Origin of the sequence: Paenibacillus sp. MY03, from assembly GCF_002165585.1 — a bacterium.
GTDB lineage: Bacteria > Bacillota > Bacilli > Paenibacillales > Paenibacillaceae > Pristimantibacillus > Pristimantibacillus agaridevorans.
This window is the reverse complement of sequence record NZ_MXQD01000020.1, coordinates 141,944-161,754: the sequence shown is the minus strand read 5'-3', so window position 1 is coordinate 161,754 and position 19,811 is coordinate 141,944. Positions and strand designations below refer to the sequence as shown.

The following is a 19,811-nucleotide window of genomic DNA, read 5'->3' as shown; positions in this document are numbered from 1 at the left end:
GCCTAGCCAATGGCTTTTTGGCCAAGATCGACTGGTATATCCGTAAGAGGCTGATGATCTTCTGCCGGAAGAAGTTTAAAAGGTGGAGGCTGCGTCAATCCGGATTCTTCAAGATGCTAAAGGAAGCAGGGTTACAATCCGTCACGACCTGGACGAGTACGTACTGCGCAAGGTGAAGAACGTCGGAAAGCCGTATGCGGGAAAACCGCACGTACGGTTTGATGAGGAGGGGCTGGTAGTCCCAGCCCTTTACTCTACACGTGCCAGACAAGGCAAACTTGTATGAAAAAAAGCCTTCCAAACCGAAGAAATATCGGCTGGAAGGCTTTTTACCTTTATTTGATTATTTCACCGTTACCCGGAACGATGCGCTCTTGCCGCCGAAAGATGCCTTGATTGTAGCCGAGCCTTTGCTCACTGCGGTGATCTTGCCGTCTTTCACGGTAGCTACGCTTTCCTTGGACGAAGTCCATACAGCGGCTGTAGTGGTGTCAACGGGGCTGCCTGTGAGATAGACGGCCTGGATCGTTACGCTGTAAGTGCCGCCGATCGCGAGCTGTGCGGATTTGGATGACAACTGCAGCGACTTCAGCTTGGGAGTAACGAGTACAGGGATTTCTACCGTCTTGCCCTGGTAAGAGCCCGTTACCTTGGTCGTGCCTACATTAAGAGCCTTGACGGAAGAAGTGCCGCTTACGGTTGCGATATTGCTGTTCGCAACGGTCCAGTTCATCTTGGTGCCGATGGAAACTTTTTTGCCATCCTTATAATAGCCGTATACTTTGATCGACTTGGAACGGTTCGGATTAAGCTCGATGATGCTAGGATCCACCTCGAACCTCACGATTTCTTCCTCGATCTTCACGCGAACGGAGACTGTCTTGTTCAAGTACGTGCCGGTCAATGTGACGGTGGACGCCTCCAAGCCTTTCATCGATTTCTCCAACAACAGAATGTTGTCCGATGTTGTCTTCCATTCGATCGACTTGGAAATATCGGCTTCCTCGCCATCCTCATAGATCACGCTCACCTTCGGAAGATCGGAGGACTTGCCTGTGATGATGCTCAAATCCTTTGTCTCGGCGATAAGCTTAACCGGTTTGAGGTGGACAGTCAGCGTGACTTCGGCTTCGTAGCCTTGCGCCGTTGCGGTGAAAGTCGTTTCCCCCAGCGCCTTGGCCGTCCACTTAGTGCCGTCCAGCTCGGCGATCTCGTCATCGGAGTTCGTCCATTTCACGAGCTTGGAGATATCGATGGTGGAGCCATCGAACGTCGTTGCCGTAATCTTCGGCAGCTCGCCCGTAATGCCTTTGAAACCGTCGATTTCCGTTTTCTCGGCTTTGATCTTCCGGATGCTTGGATAGACGGTTACGTCGATGCTGCGGCTGATGCCCAGATGGGAAACGGTAATTTTGGTCGTGCCTACGCCCTTTGGTGTCACCTTGCCTTGCGATACAATGGCGACGGAGACGTCGGAGGAGGTCCATGTTCCCAAGGTCGTAATGGGTGTTTCATTGTTTTTGTTGTCCAGCACTTCTGCTTGAATTTGAAGCGGCGCGTCCTGTAATTGCATGTGGTATTCCTTCTCAGGCGAAAGCCTGATGGATTGGAAAGGTGTCCTAACGACTACGTTGAGCGTGTCCGTGACGCCAAGATGCGATACCGTAATCGTCGTCTTGCCCGCGCCTACCGCAGTGACGACGCCTTTGTCTACCGTGGCTACCTTCGTATTGGCGCTTGTCCACTTGGCTTCGTCCGTGACGTCAAGCGTGTTGCCCGTCTTCGGAGTAGCCGTGGCGGTCAGGACTCGGTCGTCCGACCCGATTTCCATATCAAGCAAGTCGCCGGGCTGTTCCGGACCGATCTCGATCGATTTGTAAGGGGAAGTAATCGTCAGCTTAATGGTGTCGGACTTGCCCTTGAACTTGGCCGTGATCGTTGCCGTGCCGGCACCGACTAACGTAATGCGGCCGGCGTCGACCGTCGCGACGGAGGAGCTTGACGAAGTCCATGTCGCGTCTTCCGTGATGTCGATGCTATCGGCGGAACCTTTCTTGCCGTCCAGCGTGAATACGACAGTCTCGCCCAGCTTAATGTCCGCAATGGACGTCGGCGCAGTGCTGCCGTTCTGAAGCAGAATAACCTCGTCGTAGACGAAATCGGATTTTGCCTTAATCGTTGCGCTGTAGCCTTTATAAGTAGCGGTAATGGTCGCCGTTCCCGAGCCGACCCCCGTCAATACGCCTTTGTCTACTTTGACCGCGGAGCTGTTCGATGTTTTCCAAGCAGCTTCCGTCGTGACGTCCTTCTTGGACGTAGAGCCCGATATGGAAGCCAGCACCGTGACGTTAACCTTGTCGTCCTCCACGAACATCTCGAGCGAAGAGGTGACGGAATTGTAATCGGCATCCTCGTAATCCATCTCGATTCCCGTGACTGTATCCTCGGCCGCCTGCGCGACCCCGCCGAACGTACCCAGCATAAGGGCTAATGCCAACGTCGCTGCAAACCATCTGCGGGCGTCCTTGAACGACAAGCTCCAACTTTTCATCAAATTCACTACATCCCTTTCCTTTCTTTCGTGGAATCAATTGCTTCTCTATTGTTATAACGGCATTTTCCCTTCGAAAATGAACAACAACAGCTTCGTTAACGTTAAGTTAAGCTTAAGCTTTTTTTATGATTTGCTTTCAATCCTTTTAATGATTGGGGTTTATCGTTAGTGGAAGATGTTCCATTCCCTTGAGGAGGCTGCAATGATGAAAATAAATTTGTTCGTGCTGTACGGCGGCAAATCTGTCGAACACGAGGTGTCGCTGAGAACGGCGTTCACGGTATTAAATGCGATTGATCGGGAGACTTACGATGTGTACCCCGTCTATATAACCCGCGAGGGAGTCTGGTGCTGCGACGGCCTGCAGAAGCAGAAGCCGGGCTCCATGGACGAGCTTGCGTCTTTGGGCGGCAACGATAGGGCGGGCAACGCCGCAGCATCCATCGGAGGCGTGTTGCTTCATTATTTCTCCATCCCCGGCAAAAAGGTCGCGCTGCCGCTGCTGCACGGCTCTTACGGCGAAGACGGTACCGTTCAAGGAATGCTGGAGCTGCTGGATATGCCGTACGTCGGCAACGGCGTGCTTGGGGCGGCGGCGACGCTCGACAAGGACGTAGCCAAGCGTCTCCTGGATCAAGCGGGGATCGGTCAGACGCGGTACATCTCCTTTAGTCTGGAAGAGTGGCTGGAGCAAGGTCCGGCGCTGATAAAGAAGGCGGAGCGGGAGCTGGGGCTGCCGTGTTACGTGAAGCCGGCAACGCTCGGTTCCAGCATCGGCATCAGCCGGTGCCAGGATGTCCGGGAGCTCGCGGAGGGCATCGAGGAAGCTTTCCGTTATGACCGTAAGCTTGTCATCGAACGGGAGATAAGGGGGCGCGAAATTCAGGTGGCGGTTATGGGCAACGATCGTCCGATCGTTTCGCTGCCGGGCGAATTCATTCATCGCCATACTTTCTTCGACTTCGAATCGAAATATATGGACAAGGAGCTGGTCATGTCCATCCCTGCTTCGCTTCCGGAAGGCGTGACGGCCCGGATTCGGGAGCTGGCGCTGCAGGCATATCGGGCGCTGTGCTGCTCCGGTCTTGCGAGAGTGGACTTTTTCCTGGATGCGGACGGAGAGCTTTATTGCAACGAAATTAACGCGCTTCCCGGCTTCACGGGCACCAGCATGTATCCCGTTATGTGGGAGAGGACGGACGGCACGACCTATGCCGAGCTCATCGGGAAGCTGATCGATTACGCGTTCATGAGACATGCGGACAAGGGGACCATTCGTTATACGAGGTGAGGACATGTACAGGGATACGGTTGCGCAAGTGGACTTAAGCGCCATAAGAGACAATATCGGGGACATCAAAGCCTCGCTGCCCGCCGGCGTTAAGTTGATGGCCGTGGTAAAAGCGGGGGGATATGGTCATGGCAGCGCGGAGTCGGCCGCGATGGCCGAACGGGGGGGAGCGGATATGCTGGCGGTCGCCTACCTGGACGAGGCGTTGGAGCTGCGGGCGAAGGGCATCTCCCTTCCCATCCTTATATTGACGCCGATCCATCCTGCCGAAGTGATGTTTGCGCTTGAGCATGAGCTGATGGTTACCGTAACGGAGGCGGACTGGTTCCGACGCATGGCCCCTTATCGCCCCTCCTCCTGCCTCGCCAAGCTTCAGGTCCATGTAAAGGCGGATACCGGACTCGGAAGGATCGGACTCCGAACTCGCGAGGAATGGGAGGCGTTCGTTCCTTGGCTGCAAGCGGAGGACGTGGAGGTCGCAGGGTTTTATACGCATTTCGCCACGGCGGGACAAGCGGATACAGGCTTTCTGGAGCGGCAGTACAGGACGTTCCTGGAGATGAAGGCATGGGTCAAAGCATCCGGCGTCGAGGTGTCGCAATATCACTGCGCGGGCAGCGCGGCCGCGCTGCGGTTCCCCGGGCTCGCCATGGACATGGTGCGGATCGGAGCGGCGATGTTCGGCTTTTACCCGGAGAAGCTGGTGAGGTCGGTATCGCTAAGACCCGCCATGAAGCTTAGGAGCACCTTGCTTCAAGTGAAGCTGCTGCGTAAAGGCGAATGCATCGGATACGACAACTCCTACATCGCCCAAGGGGACGAGTGGATCGGCACAGTGCCGATCGGGTATGCCGACGGCTGGTCCCAAAGTTTGCGGGGCTCGGAGATGCTGGTGGAAGGCAAGCGGGTGCCTGTAGTCGGCAAAATATGCATGGACCAGCTTATGGTCAAGCTCCCCGGGCATTGCGAGCAGGGAACGGAGGTCATTTTGATCGGGCGGCAAGGGGATGAAGTCATCACCTTCGCGGAGCTTGCCGGTTTCCTCGGGAGCGTTCCGCAGGAAATCTCGACGTCGTTAACCGGGCGAGTAGAACGTATCTATACGCGATTGGAGGAACCTGAACGTGAGGATGCAAAGTTCGAGAACCGAATATATAGAAGAAACGAGAGTGGCAAAGCCTTTGCGGGCGAGTGTGCCGCAGGCGGCGCTTCGGCCAGGCGCGGCGAAGCAAAAGGGCGAAGGGATCAGAAGGCTTGGCAGAGAGGCCGTCTATGGCGGACAGCTGGCGCTCGTCAACCGGGAGCATCCTGTGCGGGACTTCCATAATCCCGTCCTGAAGGGCGTCGCAGACGCAGATCTTCATGTGCTTGAAGAGGAAATCGCGTTGGAAACGGAATGTTTGGGCCAACTAGGGAAGCTTATTCGCGCTGCCGGCGCTTGGGAGGATATCGTCGTCGTCAGCGGTTTCCGAACGATGGAGGAGCAAAAGGCGATCTATAACGGTTCGCTTGCGGAGAACGGGCCTGTGTTCACGGCGAACTATGTGGCTTTGCCAGGTTGCAGCGAGCATCAGACGGGACTGGCCGTAGACGTGGGGGAGAAGACCTCGGGAGAGCTGGATTTTATCGCGCCTTCCTTCCCGGATCATGGCGCCTGCGCCGTCTTTAAGACGTTGGCGGCATCCTATGGTTTTATCCAGCGTTATAAGGAAGGCAAAGAAGAGCTGACGGGCATTGCGTGCGAGCCGTGGCATTTCCGTTATGTCGGCGTTCCTCACGCGGCCTGCATGGAGAGTCTAAACATGTGCCTCGAGGAATACATCGCTTATTTGAGAGATTTCTCTTACGCAGGAAAAAGGCTCGAGCATGCGGGAGACGGCTGGAGTGCGGAGAGTTATTACGTGGTCGCCCATCGAGATGGAGACACTCCCGTCCCGATTCCGGCCTGCGACGCGTATAGGATATCGGGCAACAATGCCGACGGCTTCATCGTGACGGTCTATTATGGAGACGGCCATGAGATCTAACCCCGCCGGAGGGCGCTACGGGGGCGTCGATGCCGTCAAGCTCGCGGCGGCGTTCCTGGTCGTCGCGATCCATACGGGACCGTTGCTCACTTACGGGGAATACGCTGATTTTCTGGTGACGGGCGTGTTGGGCCGATTGGCGGTTCCGTTATTTTTCCTGGCATCGGGCTTTCTGTTCTTCCGCAAGCTGACAGGCAGACCGCGAAAGAATGAACGGGCGCTGCGCAAATATGGCGGCAAAATCGCGATGCTGTATGCCATTGCCATCGTCATCTACCTGCCGCTTAACGTATACAAAGGCGATTTCGCCGGGAGCGTCACGGCCGGAGGGTTGCTAAGGGATCTGTTGGTCGACGGCACGTTCTATCATCTCTGGTACTTGCCGGCGTTATGGCTGGGCATCCATCTCGTCTATTTCCTTCATAAAAAAATATCGATTAACGGAGTGCTGGCCATTACTATCGTGTTTTATGCAATCGGCCTGCTAGGCGACAGCTATTACGGCCTGGCTGTTCGGTCCGACGTGCTTGAAGGCGTCTATGACTGGATGTTCCTATGGTTCGACTACACGCGCAATGGCTTGTTCTTCGCTCCCGTGTTTATAGCGCTTGGGTTATGGGTGGCGAAGCGTCCCGAGCGGACGCCTCGCGGATCTGGGCTGCTTGCGCTGTTCCTGCTGTCATTGGCCGGCTTATTCGGGGAGGGGATCGCGCTGCGAGCGGCAGACTGGCCGCGGCACGACAGCATGTACATCCTGCTGATCCCGGCGGTGGGAGCGCTCTTTCTGTTGGCGCTTAGATGGAGAATTCGCGTAAGCCCTCTTGCGGGCTCCCTCAGCCAGTGGATCTACCTCCTGCACCCCGCAGCGATCGTCGCCGTCCGCGGAATCGCAGGTGCGACGGGGCTTGACGCTTGGCTGGTCGGCCACTCGTTATTGCATTATGTGTCCGTGTGCGCGGTATCCATCGCGGCTGCTCTGACCGTGGCGCTGCTGACCGAGCGGCGCAGGCGAGCGCGTCGGCAGCAAAGTCAACCGGCGATTCAAGCATAAAGAGCGGGCTGTTGCGAATCGAAGCGCATCTTGTATAGAATGGTTACGCAACGAGCATAAAACCTAAACCCGATAATAACAACGAACCGATCAGGCCTGCCGCGAATGGTTTGACTCCCAAACGGCGGAAGGTTCTAATATCAACGTTGAGACCTAAACCTGCCATAGCCATCGCAATCAGTAAATAGGCTGCAAGCACAACCTGATTTGCGATGCTGCCAGGAATAATACCGAGGGTGTTAACGCCGCTCATAGCCAGAAATCCAAAGATAAACCAAGGAATCGGAATAGATCTCCAACTTGCTTTTTCTAGTTTCCCATCTTCGTTGCGTTGCGTCTTGTTAGTCCAAGCACCGATTATGATGGCCACAGGTACGAGCATAGCCACCCGTGTTAATTTGACCATAACGGCTATATCTACTGCCTCGTTGCCGCCAGGGGATGCCGCGGCAATGACATGAGCAACTTCATGCAACGTGGCTCCCGAAAAGATTCCGTATTGTGCATTGGATAATCCAAGAACAGGGTATAACATGGTATACGATAACGTAAAAATCGTACCAAGAATGGCTACAGTAGCTGCGCCAACGGCTGTTCCATCATCATTGGCTTTAATTTGGGGCGATATGGCGACGACGGCCGCAGCGCCGCAAATCGCTGTACCGCACGCAGTCAAAATGCCTAGCCGCTTTTCGACCTTAAAGAGCCTGGTGATGCCATACACTGTAAAGAGCGTAAAGGTTATTGCGATAACAGCTATGGTTAGCACTTTGGGACCGGTACGGGCAATATCTGCGAGGTTTAGCCTCATTCCTAACAGAATGATGCCGTAACGCAACAGCCTTGTACTGGAGAATTTAATGCCCGTCATTGCCTGTCTCGGTATACCGAATAACGCTCTCCATCCCATACCTAGCAGCAAGGCGATTACCAATTGGCCCATAATGCTTAAAAACGGAAAATGAGATAAATACTTTGCTATTAGCGCAAGTCCTAATGTCATTGCAATACCTGACTTAAATTCTATGTTGCTTTTCTTTTTCATCAGCGTGGCATATGCTTGATTCATGTTGTCTTCCCCCATATTGTTTCGTCATCGTCATTGTCATCGTCAATGTCTTTGACTTCACTATAAGGACTCGGTGATGGGATGGGAAATACGGATCTGCTATCTATATCATGAGAAAAACTAATGATTAGGAGCCTTGTCAATGATCGTAGAGACTCTTCGGGTATTTGTCGCAGTGGCAGAGCAGAGTAATTTCTCTCGAGCGGCCGAGATGTTGAATTTGTCCCAACCGGGCGTCAGTCTACATATTCGGAATTTAGAGAATGAATTCGGGACCAAACTCATGCATCGCTCTCCTAAGCAGGTCAAACTGACTGAAGCAGGGGAGCTTCTGTATACGCGAGCGAAGGCGATATTGGCCTCTTATGAGGCTGCTAAGTTCGACATCCAAAGGCTTCAGGATACGGTGACTGGTTCGTTGTTGATCGGCGCAAGTTTCACGATTGGAGAATATATCGTGCCTCGCTTGTTTGCGGATTTTGCGGAGCAATATCCCCAAGTCGAGATGAGTCTGACGATCGGCAATACGGAAGAAATCATTCGTGCGATTCGGGAGAATAGGATGGATATCGGTCTTGTTGAAGGGCGGGTTCCGACAACCGATCTACTGGTTACCCCCTTTATGAGGGATGAATTAATTATTGTAGCCGCTGCGGGACATCCGTTGACCCGTTTGCCTAATACAGAGCCCGAATTTTTACACCATCAAACATGGATACTACGCGAGAACGGTTCCGGGACACGAGCTTTCAGCGATCAATTTATTAATGAAAACGAGCTTCATGTCAAGCGTTCTTATGTTTTCAATAGTGGTCAAGGGGTGAAGGAAGCCGTTGCCGCTGGTTTGGGGATTGCGCTCTTATCACGCCGGGTTGCGCAGCGGGAACTGGAAGCAGGATGCCTTATTGAAATTCCTCTGAATGACATTCATCTTGAACGAAATTTTTCATGGATACGGATGAAGGATTCGATAACGACAATGGCCATTGATGTATTTACGCAAAAATTGCAAGGATTAAGTCTGAAATAAAGATGGACAGAGAACTGTCTTCCCTGCTGATGACATTCTGGTTCCGTCTTGCTCAGACTCTTGTATGCTGTCCGTTGCGATAGTCGCTGGGCGTTTGTCCGGTCAAGCTGTGAAAAGCTTTGTAGAAGTTGGCGATATTCGAATATCCGCAATCAAGCGCGATGGCGACCACGGTTAGGTCGGTTTCTTCCAAACGGGAGATGGCGTGCCCGATCCGCTTGTGTTTCAAATATTGAGACGGTCCAATGCCGTTGGCTTTCGTGAATGCCTTGGAGAAGGCGCTAGTATTCATATGCGCGATCGCGGCCAATTCGGCAAGCGTGATTTTACGGTCGTAGGCATGCTCGATGTAGGCAAGGACAGCGCCCATCCAGGGCGGGATGCGAGTAGCCTGGGCCGGCGCTACGGACTCCTTTCGCGCAATATGCGTCAAAAGCTCTGTCACATGGGCCGCAATCATAACCGTGCTATAGGCTCTTCGCGACCGATCCTCTTGGTCGATTTTCTGCAGCAGCTCCGCCAATGTCGAATCGGCATGGATGATGCGATGAGCGTAGCCAAGGCTGCGCTGCGTAAATAAAGCGAGCAGCCCGACGTCGTACAAGTAGCGCGGTTCCAGCTCTATAACCAGAAAAATCAAATCCTCTTTAACGCCGATCTCTTCGAGTCGGCGTTTCTCTTCGTTATTGAGCAATACCACATCGTTCCTCCGGATGGAACTTCGATGTCCTGCGATGTTCCAGACCGCCTCTCCTTGCTGCACCCAAACCGCCTTGAAGCAATGCGAGACATAAGTTTTATTCGACTTGTTAGCATTTTGAAAGGTTTGGCGACGCACCGTTAACGTATGGATATCCACAAGAACGCACCTCCGGGTCTCGAAATTGCGAATTCAAAAAAGGAGAGATATTGAACAAAAAAGGAGAAGAGAATTCCCCTTGATTTGATAAGCTTAGATTAACATGCAATATCGTTTGGCTGCAAAAAAGCATACAGTCAGATGAGGATGAATGGAGGAGTAATGGTGAACTATGATCTTGTTATTCTGGGCGCGACAACGACAGGACTTGGTTTGGCCCAGGCCGTGCAGCGCCGGAAGAAGACGCTGATTGTCAACGCGACGGAGATGGTGGCTTATGATGTTGTAAACAGCTACAAGCAGCCTGGCGTGTATACCCAGGGAGCCGCCTACAACAAACGGTTTCTTGACTTGCAGGCCGATGTATTGCTTGGCACCCGTACAATTGCCATTGAGACGGACCATTCGGGTTATGTGCTGAAGTTGCATGGTTCGGGCGGATATCAGACGGTCAGGACGGAACGATTGGTGGATACGACGTTGGAGCGAAGCGGGAAGCAGGTCGTCAAGACGCTTAACGCGGTAATCATCCAGCCGCAAGGAGCGGAGCTGCCTGCTGTTCAGTGGACGGGCATAAAGCTGGTGGCCGAAGAGCAGACGCATGCCTATCGTACGGCTATATTGAAGCTGGAATGCGAACAATCTTGGACGTTGGACCAGGCACGCCACCGCTTGGCGAATCGCTGGGCTCTGCGTCCCGAAGAGCTTGCGTCCTGGCGTATCGCTTCGATCGCGCATGTCTTCGACCAATGGACAGGCGATCGTCCGGCACAATTGGCGGAAGGATATACGTACTTGCCGGCGGAGGCCTATGCGGAGCCGGAAGAGAGCTTGCTGGCGGGCGTTGAACTGGGAAGGAGCTGGATGGCGGAATGAGACATCGGTATATGGAAGAAGGCCTGATCAGAGAGGTTGAAGTAGAACAGCCGGCCTTTGCGCAGCATGTTGATGTTCTCGTGGCGGGCGTAGGAACGGCGGGCGCATTGGCGGTCATTGCGGCTTCGGCCCAGGGGGCGAGCGTGCTAGGGATCGACCGATTGCCCGGCATCGGCGGCATGGGGACGATGGGGTATGTGTCTGGGTATTACTACGGTTTGCCCGGCGGGTTGCATGTGGACATCGACGAAGCGGCCGGGAAGATGGGCAGGGAGCACTTTCTTGATCGGGTAGAAGCCAAGAAAACGATTATGGAGGACCTGATCACCAAACATGGCGCATCGCTTGCGCTAAACACGGTAGTAACGGGCGTATTCATGGAAGGCGATACCGTCAAAGGAGTCTCCTTGTGGTCGGAAGGCAAACCGTGGCTGGTGGGCTGTCAGACGCTCATTGATGCTACGGCGGATGCGGTCGTATCGATGATGGCCGGCAGCGCCACGCGCAGCGGGCGCGAATCCGATGGGAGAACGATGCCCTTTACCAGCGTCAAGGTCTGGCTGACCGCGCATGGTTCGATCAGCCGCACCAACCACGACAGCGGTTACGTCAATCAGTACGACCCGTTCGAATTGTCGCGCGGCATTATGCAGGCCCATGCCAGCCAGCAGCTGGCAGTGTTCGAAGATGTTTCTAAGCGCGTGTTGTTTTTCGCGCCTTTTATCGGAATTCGCGAAGGCAGGATTATCGAGGCCGAACAAATGATCACGATTCAAGACGTCCTGGCCGGTCGCCCCGAAGCGGAAACGCTGTTCTACGGCTATGCGGATTTCGACAAACACGGCAAGGACCATGCTCTCGAAAGTATCGAGCTGCAGGACTTGTATGTGGCAGCCAACCTGAGCACGGCGTGTTTTTCGGTTCCTGTCACGCGGCGCGCCATGACGCCAAAAGGAATCAAAGGGCTGCTGGCTGCAGGTCGTCACATAGGTATGGACCACGAAGTTGCCAGTCTGCTTCGGATGCAGCGCGATATGCAGAAATGCGGGGAAAGCGCCGGCGTTCTGGCAGCATTGGCGGCCCGGAGCGGGGTGGATGTCGGTCAGGTGCCTTATGAGGAGGTTCGCGACATCTTGCGGGCGAGCGGCGCATTGACGGACGAACATAACCGGGGCGTCATGTTCGATGATTCCTTCCGACGGGAAACCATAGAGTGGATGAACGATCCGGCCGACATTCGCGAAGCGTTGGCCAGTGAAATGCCGGGCGTAGCTATCTATTCCTGCAAGCTGCTTGGCCGTTCCATTGCTCCGCATCTCATCGCTTGGTTGACAGACCGGGACGTCGAGCTTCGCTATGGCGCCGCGATTGCATTGGCTCTGACAGGAGATCCTGCAGCCGCTCCGGTTCTGCGGGAAATGGTAGAGCGGCGTGATGCATTATACTTCAAGGACTGCCGCCGAACGAATCAATTCCGCAGCGTCATCGCCGTTTATTTGCTGGGACGATTGGCGGACGCGGCAAGCGTGCCTCTATTGTCGCGAATGCTGACGGATGAGGAGGAATACGGGCGCCCGCTTTACCATGTCATCAAGGAACCGTCCTATAAGCTGAATACGTGCAAGGAATTCAACGAATTGTATTTCCAGCTGATGTCTCATGCGGCTGTCGCGCTCGTTCGGATAGCGGAGCGGCACGCGGAGCATGAAGCTTCGATCAAGTCGACGTTAGGGGAAGCGTTTGCTGATGAACGCCATATTCGCCGCACAACCTCTTTGCCGGAAGGGACGTTCGAATACGATACGATGGCCAATATTCGCCATTTCGCGTTAAACTTTTGCAGAGGCTAGCAATAGCCGCTTTCGAATAGCAAGCAGCCTGTGCGCAAGCGGCATGGGCCCCATTAAGAAGAGCCGCCTGTCGGGTAACCACCTGCCCGGGCGGCTTTTTTCGTGGCGAGCTTTGGCGGCGACCCTTCCCTCCCATGCAGGTATGGCGGCCTGCGGACCGGGCATGTTTTTTTATTTTTCCGACCTAGATGCAAGGCCCAAAGTACAGTGCTATAATATATGGGATTGTGAGCGTGATAAAGGCGAGGTTTCATTGCCACAATAGAAGGCATAAGGAAATGTAGGAGGAATTATGCTCCATGAGCAAATTGGTAATTTGTGATCACCCCTTGATCCAGCACAAGCTGACTTTCATCCGCAACAAGGAAACGAATACGAAGGACTTCCGGGAGCTTGTCGATGAAGTGGCGACTTTGATGGCCTACGAAATTACGCGCGAAATTCCGCTCGACACCATTAAAGTGCAAACGCCCGTGGCGGAGACGGTGGCGAAGGTCGTGTCGGGCCGCATGTTGGGTTTAATTCCGATCCTGAGAGCGGGTCTCGGCATGGTCGACGGCATTCTTAAGCTAATTCCGTCCGCCAAAGTGGGGCATATCGGATTGGCAAGAGACCACGAAACGCTGCAACCAAAGGAATATTATATAAATCTGCCGACAGACGCGCCGAACCGGTTGCTGATTGTCATCGATCCCATGCTGGCTACCGGCGGCTCCGCGATCGCGGCCGTGCAGTCGCTCAAGCAGCGAGGCTGCGACCAGATCAAGCTGATGTGCCTCATCGCCGCGCCTGAAGGCGTCAAGGCGTTCCAGGATGCGCATCCGGACGTCGATGTATACATAGCGGCCCTGGACGAGCGTCTCGACGAGAAGGGCTATATCGTCCCGGGCCTCGGCGACGCAGGCGACCGCATGTTCGGCACCAATTAAAATAAGGTTGTAATACAAATAGAAGTTCAAAAAGCTGCTTTTCAGCACCGAGAAGATTGGATGAAGCTAGAAGCTGAGGAGCGGAGCGTAGCAGAGCTACGTGAGCACCTGCAATGTTTCCGGAGGAAACATACTTCGTAAGCATATGCTTAGTGCCGGCTGAATTCAATATTCGATGTCGAGTAATCTCCTGGAATAGGCATCGTGATCAAAAGTAGCTTTTTGAACTACCTTTATTGGGAGTGGGATGTATTGTCTAAGATTAAGGTAATGACTATATTTGGAACCAGACCTGAAGCCGTAAAGATGGCTCCGCTCGTGCTGGAGCTGCAGAAGCGGGACCGCGACATCGTCTCGATGGTGTGCGTAACGGCGCAGCACCGCCAGATGCTGGATCAGGTGCTGGAGTTTTTCGAGATCGAGCCAAACTACGACCTCAACGTGATGAAGGAGCGCCAGACGCTGACGGAGACGACCGTACGCGTGCTGGAGGGGCTTGAGCCCGTCCTTGCCGAGGCGAAGCCGGATATCGTGCTCGTCCATGGCGACACGCAGACGACGTTTCTGGCCAGCTATGCGGCTTTCCTGAAGCAGATCAAGGTCGGGCACGTCGAAGCGGGCCTCCGGACGTGGAACAAGATGTCGCCGTATCCGGAAGAGATGAACCGGCAGCTCGCCGGCGTTCTGTCCGACATACATTTCGCTCCGACGGATTGGTCGGCGAACAATCTCCGCAAGGAGAACAAGTCGGAAGAGACGATCTATATTACGGGCAACACGGCGACCGATGTATTTCAATACACGGTAGACGATTCCTTTACGCATCCCGTCATCGAGTGGGCCCGGGGCAAACGGATGATTCTGATGACGGCGCACCGGCGCGAATCGCTGGGCGAGCCGCATCGCAACATCTTCCGTGCGGTCAAGCGCATTGCCGACGAGCACGAGGACGTCGCGATCGTCTATGCCGTACACCCGAATCCGGCGGTAAGGGAGCCGGCTCGCGAAATACTCGGCGACCACCCGCGCGTTCGTCTGATCGAGCCGCTTGACGTGTTCGAATTCCATAATATTTATCCTCACGCCTACATGATCATGACGGATTCCGGCGGCATGCAGGAGGAGGCGCCGTCCTTCGGCGTCCCTACGCTGGTGCTGCGCGACACGACGGAGCGTCCGGAAGGCATTCAGGCCGGCACGCTGGAGTTGGTCGGCACCGACGAAGAGCGCGTATACGAACGTGCGAACGCTTTGCTGAACGACACTTCCCTGTATTGCCGGATGAGCCAATCGGCAAATCCTTACGGCGACGGAAAGGCTTCCGAAAGAATCGTGGATGCGATCCTGCATCATTTTGGGAGAAATCCAAATCGGCCGGATCCGTTCACACAAAGTTCATAGTTGTCATGACTCCCTGCTCCCGAGTGCGAAATATACAGCATACAGTAGTACTGTACGGTTGCGAGGGCGGGGGAACCCACATTCTATAAGGGTTTCTCCAATTCCTTCCGCGCAAAAAACGCCGCTGTTTTCATTGACAAACCTTGCGGCGCTTGGATAAAATAAATGAGGATTGACAGGGGTTGTGGCGATATGAACCAGAATGGCAATCAAGACAATCCATGGAAGGCCGCGGCGATGGTCGGGGCTATTGGCGTGGATGTTGGAGTTTGCTTGTTTTTGGGCTATTGGCTAGGCTCCATGGCTGGGGAACGCTTGGGCGATCCGAAAGCCTGGACGGTCTCCGGACTGTTCGTCGGTCTGGCTGTCGGTATCCTTTCAGCCATTCTGATCGTCAGAAAGGTGATGAAGGGTTTCGATGGATAATATGTTGAAATCGGCATTTCGATGGTTGATCTACTTGCTGTCGACATGTTTGATTGTATGGGCATTCATCCCCACGGTTAAGCCTATAATGTTAGGTATAGCGGCGGGGCTTTCAGTCAGTGCTATGAATGCGTTTTTTTTGAAGCGCAGAGTAGGAATGATAGCGGATGCAGCATTGCGGGAAGGCAGCAAGCGAAAAGGTCTAGGATTTGGCAGCCGGATCGCGATGGTTCTGCTCTTGGCCATGTATGCCTTGAAGAATCCCGATGTAATGAACTTGCCGGCAGCACTCGCGGGCAGCATGGTTATGCCGTTCCTGCTACTGGCGGCGGCCATAGCTCAAACGATTAAGGAAAACAGCAGCGGAAAGGGGTGATACAGTACTATGCATTTATTTCCTATCGTGAACGTTTTTGGCTTGGACTTCGATTTGTCGGCGATCATCGCGATTCTTGTCTCTTGCGTGATCACCTTCATTGTTGCAAGATTGGCAGTTCGTAATTTGTCGGTGGACAAGCCAACCAAAATGCAAAATTTTATGGAATGGGTTACCGACTTCATGCACTCCACGATCGCAAGTTCAATGCCGGTTCACAAAGTCAGACCTTATTTGGCGTTAGGCATGACCCTGATCATGTTCATTTTGATCTCTAACTTGTTGGGATTGCCGTTCATGGTGGTAACGGATGCCCATGAACCTATCAAATGGCTAGGGATCGATCAGGCGTATCTTGACAGTCATGGAGGCGCTGCCCACATCGCTTGGTGGAAATCGCCTACAGCCGATTTGGCCGTAACGGCGGGCCTCGCGATTGTTGTGTTCGTGCTCGTCCATTTCCTGGGTCTGAAACTGAATAGAAAGCATTACCTGCACCATTATCTCCACCCGTATCCGGTGTTCTTCCCAGTCAACATTATCGAGACAATCGCTAAGCCGCTTACGCTGGCACTTCGTCTTTACGCCAACATTTATGCAGGCGAGGTTCTTATTTCGACCATCTTGATGATGGGATTCGCGGGTATTCCGTTCATGATCGCTTGGCAAGGCTTCAGTATTTTCGTCGGCGCCATTCAAGCGTTCCTGTTCACGGTTCTTACCATGGTTTATATCTCGCAAGCGACTGTTCATGATGATGATGAACATGTCGAAGCGGCAGCCAAGCATTAACGGCGGCAAGAGCAACAAGCTTTGGAATGCGGCAACACCCGTTCTGTAATCCAAGGTTATATATACATGAACAAATATGACTACCCAAAACGAGGAGGATTTTTCAAATGGAAGTATTGGCAGCAGCAATTGCAGTTGGTTTGGGCGCGATCGGCGCAGGTATTGGTAACGGTATGATCGTAAGTAAAACGGTTGAAGGTATCGCTCGTCAGCCAGAACAAAAATCGGCGCTTCAAACAACTATGTTTATCGGTGCCGGTATCGTCGAAGTTGTTCCAATCATCGGCGTAGTTATCGGTTTCTTGGCGTTCTTCAGCTAATAAGAATCGTACCCGGCGGGGAAGGCCTAGCCCTCTTCGCCTTTGTTTTGACCACAGAACCTTTATGAAACAGGAAGGAGTGCGGCTATGAGTTTCGTTTACACTAATACAATAATTACGATTGCGGCTTTTCTTATATTGTATTGGGCTTTGAATAAGTGGGCGTTTGGTCCGTTGTTCGGGATTATGGAGAAACGCAGACAGCTCATCCTAGAGCAAATGAATTCCGCGGAGTCCAGCCGTAAACAGGCCGAAGCTTCGATGGCGGAGCAAAAGGCTGCATTGGATCAAGCTAGGCAGGAAGCCTACGCGATTCTGGAGCAGGCCAGAACGACAAGCACGAAGCAAGCGGATGACATCGTTCAGTCCGCGAAGGCCGAGGCTGACAGACTGAAGGATAACGCGCTAAAAGATATCGAAAGCGAGAAAAACAAGGCGATCGCTGCGCTTCGTTCCGAAGTGGGCGGCATCTCCGTGCAAATCGCGTCGAAGATTATCGAAAAGCAGGTTGACGAGAAGTCGCAAGAGCAGATCGTTAACCAATACCTGAAAGAGGTAGGAAGCAAATGAGCCGCGACACGGTCGTAGCGAAGCGCTACGCTAAAGCGTTGTTTGAGCTCGCTTCCGCCGAAGGCGTCGTTTCGGAAGTGGAAGCGCAGCTAAAGCTGATCGCCGACGCTCTGAAGCAGGATGAGCAAATCGGCAAGTTTCTTTCTTTGCCGAGCGTGGATCCCGCAGCCAAACTTGCGGTATTGAAGTCTGCATTTGGCGACCGCATCTCGGTGCTGGTCCTTAATACGCTTCAACTTATGATATCCCGTGGACGCCAGTCCATCATTGCGAACGTACACGAAGCGTTCGTTAAGATCGCGGGCGAAGTGCTCGGACAAGCCCATGCGACGGTATATGCCGCTCGCGAACTGTCCGAAGCGGAGCTTGCCGGCGTCGTGGCCGAATTCGGCTCCATCACGGGCAAAAAGATCATAGCTGAGCAATCGGTCGATCCATCGCTGCTCGGCGGCATCCAGGTTCGCATCGGCGACCGCCTGTACGACGGAAGCCTGTCCGGCAAGCTGGATCGTTTACAAAAAACGTTTAAATTCTAAAGCACTGTAGATAGGGGTGAACGAATTGAGTATCAGACCTGATGAAATCAGCACGCTGATTAAACAACAGATCGAACAATATAAATCCGAGATTCAAGTCGTGGATGTCGGCACGGTCATCAACGTCGGTGACGGTATCGCCCGCGTACACGGCCTTGAGAACGCGATGCAAGGCGAGCTGCTCGAATTCGCGAACGGCGTAGTCGGCATGGCCCTCAACCTGGAGGAGTCCAATGTCGGCGTCGTTATCCTCGGTCCTTACACGGATATCCGCGAAGGCGACCAAGTGAAGCGTACGGGCCGTATCATGGAGGTTCCCGTAGGCGACGAGCTGCTGGGCCGCGTCGTTAACCCGCTGGGTCAACCGCTGGACGGCAAAGGACCTACGAACACAACTCATACACGCGCGATCGAATCCCCTGCACCGGGCGTTATCGACCGTAAATCCGTTCATGAGCCTATGCAAACGGGCATCAAAGCGATCGACGCGATGGTTCCGATCGGCCGCGGCCAACGCGAGCTTATCATCGGCGACCGTCAAACGGGTAAAACGGCGATCGCGATCGACGCGATCATCAACCAGAAGGGCAACGGCGTCAAATGTATCTACGTTGCCATCGGACAAAAACAATCCACTGTTGCAAACGTTGTGGAAACCCTTCGCCGCCATGGCGCTATGGACTACACGATCGTCGTAACGGCGAGCGCTTCCGAGCCTGCTCCGCTTCTGTTCCTGGCTCCATACGCAGGCGTATCCATGGCCGAGTACTTCATGTATAAAGGCGAGCACGTCCTGATCGTATACGATGACTTGTCGAAGCAAGCAGCTGCATACCGCGAGCTTTCCTTGCTGCTTCGCCGTCCTCCGGGCCGCGAGGCTTATCCGGGCGACGTCTTCTACTTGCATTCCCGCTTGCTGGAACGCGCTGCGAAGCTCAGCGACAAGCTGGGCGGCGGCTCCATCACGGCGCTTCCGTTCATCGAGACCCAAGCTTCCGACGTATCGGCTTACATTCCTACGAACGTAATCTCGATTACCGACGGACAGATCTTCCTGGAGTCCGACCTGTTCTACTCCGGTCAACGTCCAGCGGTTAACGTTGGTATCTCCGTATCCCGCGTAGGCGGATCGGCTCAGATCAAAGCGATGAAAAAGGTTGCCGGTACGCTTCGTCTGGACCTTGCGGCATACCGCGAACTTCAAGCGTTCGCGCAATTCGGCTCCGACCTCGACAAATCGACGCTTGCCCGTCTGAACCGCGGTGCGCGTACGATGGAGATTCTCAAGCAAGGCGTTAACGTGCCTATGCCTGTCGAGAAACAAGTTATGTCCATCTACACAGCTGTTAAAGGCCATCTGGATGACATTGCGATCGAGAATATCGGCCGCTTCGAGCGCGAATTCCTGGCATTCCTGGATTCCAATCATCCGGAGATCGGCGCTTCCATCCGCGACACGAAAGACCTTGTTGCGGACAACGAGAAAGCTCTCGTGGCAGCGATCCAAGCCTTCAAAAAAAGCTTTGCTTAAGAGGAAATTCAAAAAGTCCGCTTCCCATCACGAAGTATGCCAAGAGGCATAGTCGACATCGAATATTGAATGCAGGCGAAACTAAGCATATGCTTACGAAGTATGTTTCCTTCGGAAACATTGTAGGTGCTCACATAGCGCTGCTATGCTCCGCTCCTCATTTTCTACCTGCCTTCAATCTTCTCGGTGCTGGAAACCGAACTTTTTGAACCTCATTATGAGAGGTAGTTAAATAGATCCTCCTGCGCTCGGACTTAACAATTAGGTCCGGGCGTAGGCCCTTACCACGCCCCGGACCGATTAGGGGCACATGAAGGCGGGTG

Annotated in this window: 19 protein-coding genes; 16 read left to right on the top strand and 3 right to left on the bottom strand. The window is 53.8% G+C overall.

Going from position 1 to position 19,811, the window contains the following annotated elements:
• Positions 1-343: 343 nt before the first annotated feature.
• Positions 344-2,551: an Ig-like domain-containing protein gene (locus B1748_RS19025; protein ID WP_087569509.1), complete on the bottom strand. Its 2,208-nt coding sequence runs from the start codon at positions 2,549-2,551 to the stop codon at positions 344-346.
• Positions 2,552-2,756: 205 nt separating this feature from the next.
• Here B1748_RS19025 and B1748_RS19020 point away from each other — a divergent pair, with 205 nt between their 5' ends.
• Genes B1748_RS19020 through B1748_RS19005 form a run of 4 tightly spaced genes read left to right on the top strand, consistent with a single transcriptional unit; the run spans position 2,757 to position 6,923 of the window.
• Complete coding sequence (locus B1748_RS19020; RefSeq protein ID WP_256975765.1) at positions 2,757-3,845, top strand: D-alanine--D-alanine ligase family protein; 1,089 nt, start codon at positions 2,757-2,759, stop codon at positions 3,843-3,845.
• 4 nt (positions 3,846-3,849) lie between these two features.
• On the top strand, positions 3,850-5,172 hold the full coding sequence (gene alr / locus B1748_RS19015; protein WP_143810334.1) for an alanine racemase: 1,323 nt from the start codon (positions 3,850-3,852) through the stop codon (positions 5,170-5,172).
• Positions 5,156-5,872 carry a D-alanyl-D-alanine carboxypeptidase family protein gene (locus tag B1748_RS19010; RefSeq protein WP_179215669.1) on the top strand — a complete coding sequence of 239 codons (717 nt, stop codon included), beginning with the start codon at positions 5,156-5,158 and terminating at the stop codon, positions 5,870-5,872. The genes alr and B1748_RS19010 overlap by 17 nt, the downstream gene beginning before the upstream one ends.
• Positions 5,862-6,923, top strand: coding sequence for an acyltransferase family protein (locus tag B1748_RS19005; RefSeq protein ID WP_179215668.1), 1,062 nt, complete (start codon positions 5,862-5,864; stop codon positions 6,921-6,923). The genes B1748_RS19010 and B1748_RS19005 overlap by 11 nt, the downstream gene beginning before the upstream one ends.
• A gap of 43 nt (positions 6,924-6,966) precedes the next feature.
• Here the strand turns inward: B1748_RS19005 and B1748_RS19000 are convergent, their stop codons facing one another.
• Entirely contained in the window at positions 6,967-7,992 is a 1,026-nt protein-coding gene (locus tag B1748_RS19000) for a YeiH family protein (RefSeq protein WP_087569505.1), read from the bottom strand.
• Between the two features lie 142 nt (positions 7,993-8,134).
• Here B1748_RS19000 and B1748_RS18995 point away from each other — a divergent pair, with 142 nt between their 5' ends.
• The gene (locus B1748_RS18995; RefSeq protein ID WP_087569504.1) at positions 8,135-9,022 is read left to right on the top strand and encodes a LysR family transcriptional regulator; all 888 of its coding nucleotides are present in this window, start codon (positions 8,135-8,137) and stop codon (positions 9,020-9,022) included.
• 52 nt (positions 9,023-9,074) lie between these two features.
• On the opposite strand, the gene B1748_RS18990 is transcribed toward B1748_RS18995, so the two are convergent.
• Positions 9,075-9,881, bottom strand: coding sequence for a helix-turn-helix transcriptional regulator (locus B1748_RS18990; RefSeq protein WP_087569503.1), 807 nt, complete (start codon positions 9,879-9,881; stop codon positions 9,075-9,077).
• Positions 9,882-10,046: 165 nt separating this feature from the next.
• Here B1748_RS18990 and B1748_RS18985 point away from each other — a divergent pair, with 165 nt between their 5' ends.
• From B1748_RS18985 to atpA, 11 genes are all read left to right on the top strand, one after another.
• Positions 10,047-10,757, top strand: coding sequence for a hypothetical protein (locus B1748_RS18985; RefSeq protein ID WP_143810332.1), 711 nt, complete (start codon positions 10,047-10,049; stop codon positions 10,755-10,757).
• A complete protein-coding gene (locus B1748_RS18980) occupies positions 10,754-12,607 on the top strand; it encodes an FAD-dependent oxidoreductase (protein ID WP_087569501.1) in 1,854 nt (617 codons plus the stop codon). The genes B1748_RS18985 and B1748_RS18980 overlap by 4 nt, the downstream gene beginning before the upstream one ends.
• Before the next feature lie 299 nt (positions 12,608-12,906).
• The gene (gene upp / locus B1748_RS18975) at positions 12,907-13,536 is read left to right on the top strand and encodes a uracil phosphoribosyltransferase (RefSeq protein WP_087569500.1); all 630 of its coding nucleotides are present in this window, start codon (positions 12,907-12,909) and stop codon (positions 13,534-13,536) included.
• Positions 13,537-13,788: 252 nt separating this feature from the next.
• On the top strand, positions 13,789-14,937 hold the full coding sequence (wecB, locus tag B1748_RS18970; protein WP_087569499.1) for a non-hydrolyzing UDP-N-acetylglucosamine 2-epimerase: 1,149 nt from the start codon (positions 13,789-13,791) through the stop codon (positions 14,935-14,937).
• Between the two features lie 192 nt (positions 14,938-15,129).
• Positions 15,130-15,363 carry an AtpZ/AtpI family protein gene (locus B1748_RS18965; protein WP_087569498.1) on the top strand — a complete coding sequence of 78 codons (234 nt, stop codon included), beginning with the start codon at positions 15,130-15,132 and terminating at the stop codon, positions 15,361-15,363.
• Positions 15,356-15,739, top strand: a complete 384-nt coding sequence (locus B1748_RS18960) for an ATP synthase subunit I (RefSeq protein ID WP_087569497.1) — start codon at positions 15,356-15,358, stop codon at positions 15,737-15,739. The genes B1748_RS18965 and B1748_RS18960 overlap by 8 nt, the downstream gene beginning before the upstream one ends.
• Before the next feature lie 9 nt (positions 15,740-15,748).
• Complete coding sequence (gene atpB, locus B1748_RS18955) at positions 15,749-16,531, top strand: F0F1 ATP synthase subunit A (protein WP_087569496.1); 783 nt, start codon at positions 15,749-15,751, stop codon at positions 16,529-16,531.
• 107 nt (positions 16,532-16,638) lie between these two features.
• Complete coding sequence (gene atpE, locus B1748_RS18950) at positions 16,639-16,851, top strand: F0F1 ATP synthase subunit C (protein ID WP_087569495.1); 213 nt, start codon at positions 16,639-16,641, stop codon at positions 16,849-16,851.
• 87 nt (positions 16,852-16,938) lie between these two features.
• Complete coding sequence (gene atpF, locus B1748_RS18945) at positions 16,939-17,421, top strand: F0F1 ATP synthase subunit B (protein ID WP_087569494.1); 483 nt, start codon at positions 16,939-16,941, stop codon at positions 17,419-17,421.
• Positions 17,418-17,957 (top strand): F0F1 ATP synthase subunit delta, encoded by a 540-nt coding sequence (locus B1748_RS18940; protein ID WP_087569493.1) that lies wholly within the window; start codon positions 17,418-17,420, stop codon positions 17,955-17,957. Before atpF ends, B1748_RS18940 begins: the two co-directional genes overlap by 4 nt.
• A gap of 25 nt (positions 17,958-17,982) precedes the next feature.
• Positions 17,983-19,488, top strand: coding sequence for a F0F1 ATP synthase subunit alpha (gene atpA, locus B1748_RS18935; RefSeq protein WP_087569492.1), 1,506 nt, complete (start codon positions 17,983-17,985; stop codon positions 19,486-19,488).
• Positions 19,489-19,811 lie beyond the last annotated feature (323 nt).

Excerpts from the sequence above, each read along its gene's own strand:
- B1748_RS19025 (WP_087569509.1), bottom strand. The coding sequence starts at position 2,551 with ATGAAAAGTTGGAGCTTGTCGTTCAAGGACGCCCGCAGATGGTTTGCA.
- B1748_RS19020 (WP_256975765.1), top strand. The coding sequence starts at position 2,757 with ATGATGAAAATAAATTTGTTCGTGCTGTACGGCGGCAAATCTGTCGAA.
- alr (WP_143810334.1), top strand. The coding sequence starts at position 3,850 with ATGTACAGGGATACGGTTGCGCAAGTGGACTTAAGCGCCATAAGAGAC.
- B1748_RS19005 (WP_179215668.1), top strand. The coding sequence starts at position 5,862 with ATGAGATCTAACCCCGCCGGAGGGCGCTACGGGGGCGTCGATGCCGTC.
- B1748_RS19000 (WP_087569505.1), bottom strand. The coding sequence starts at position 7,992 with ATGAATCAAGCATATGCCACGCTGATGAAAAAGAAAAGCAACATAGAA.
- B1748_RS18995 (WP_087569504.1), top strand. The coding sequence starts at position 8,135 with ATGATCGTAGAGACTCTTCGGGTATTTGTCGCAGTGGCAGAGCAGAGT.
- B1748_RS18980 (WP_087569501.1), top strand. The coding sequence starts at position 10,754 with ATGAGACATCGGTATATGGAAGAAGGCCTGATCAGAGAGGTTGAAGTA.
- upp (WP_087569500.1), top strand. The coding sequence starts at position 12,907 with ATGAGCAAATTGGTAATTTGTGATCACCCCTTGATCCAGCACAAGCTG.
- B1748_RS18965 (WP_087569498.1), top strand. The coding sequence starts at position 15,130 with ATGAACCAGAATGGCAATCAAGACAATCCATGGAAGGCCGCGGCGATG.
- B1748_RS18960 (WP_087569497.1), top strand. The coding sequence starts at position 15,356 with ATGGATAATATGTTGAAATCGGCATTTCGATGGTTGATCTACTTGCTG.
- atpB (WP_087569496.1), top strand. The coding sequence starts at position 15,749 with ATGCATTTATTTCCTATCGTGAACGTTTTTGGCTTGGACTTCGATTTG.
- atpE (WP_087569495.1), top strand. The coding sequence starts at position 16,639 with ATGGAAGTATTGGCAGCAGCAATTGCAGTTGGTTTGGGCGCGATCGGC.
- atpF (WP_087569494.1), top strand. The coding sequence starts at position 16,939 with ATGAGTTTCGTTTACACTAATACAATAATTACGATTGCGGCTTTTCTT.
- B1748_RS18940 (WP_087569493.1), top strand. The coding sequence starts at position 17,418 with ATGAGCCGCGACACGGTCGTAGCGAAGCGCTACGCTAAAGCGTTGTTT.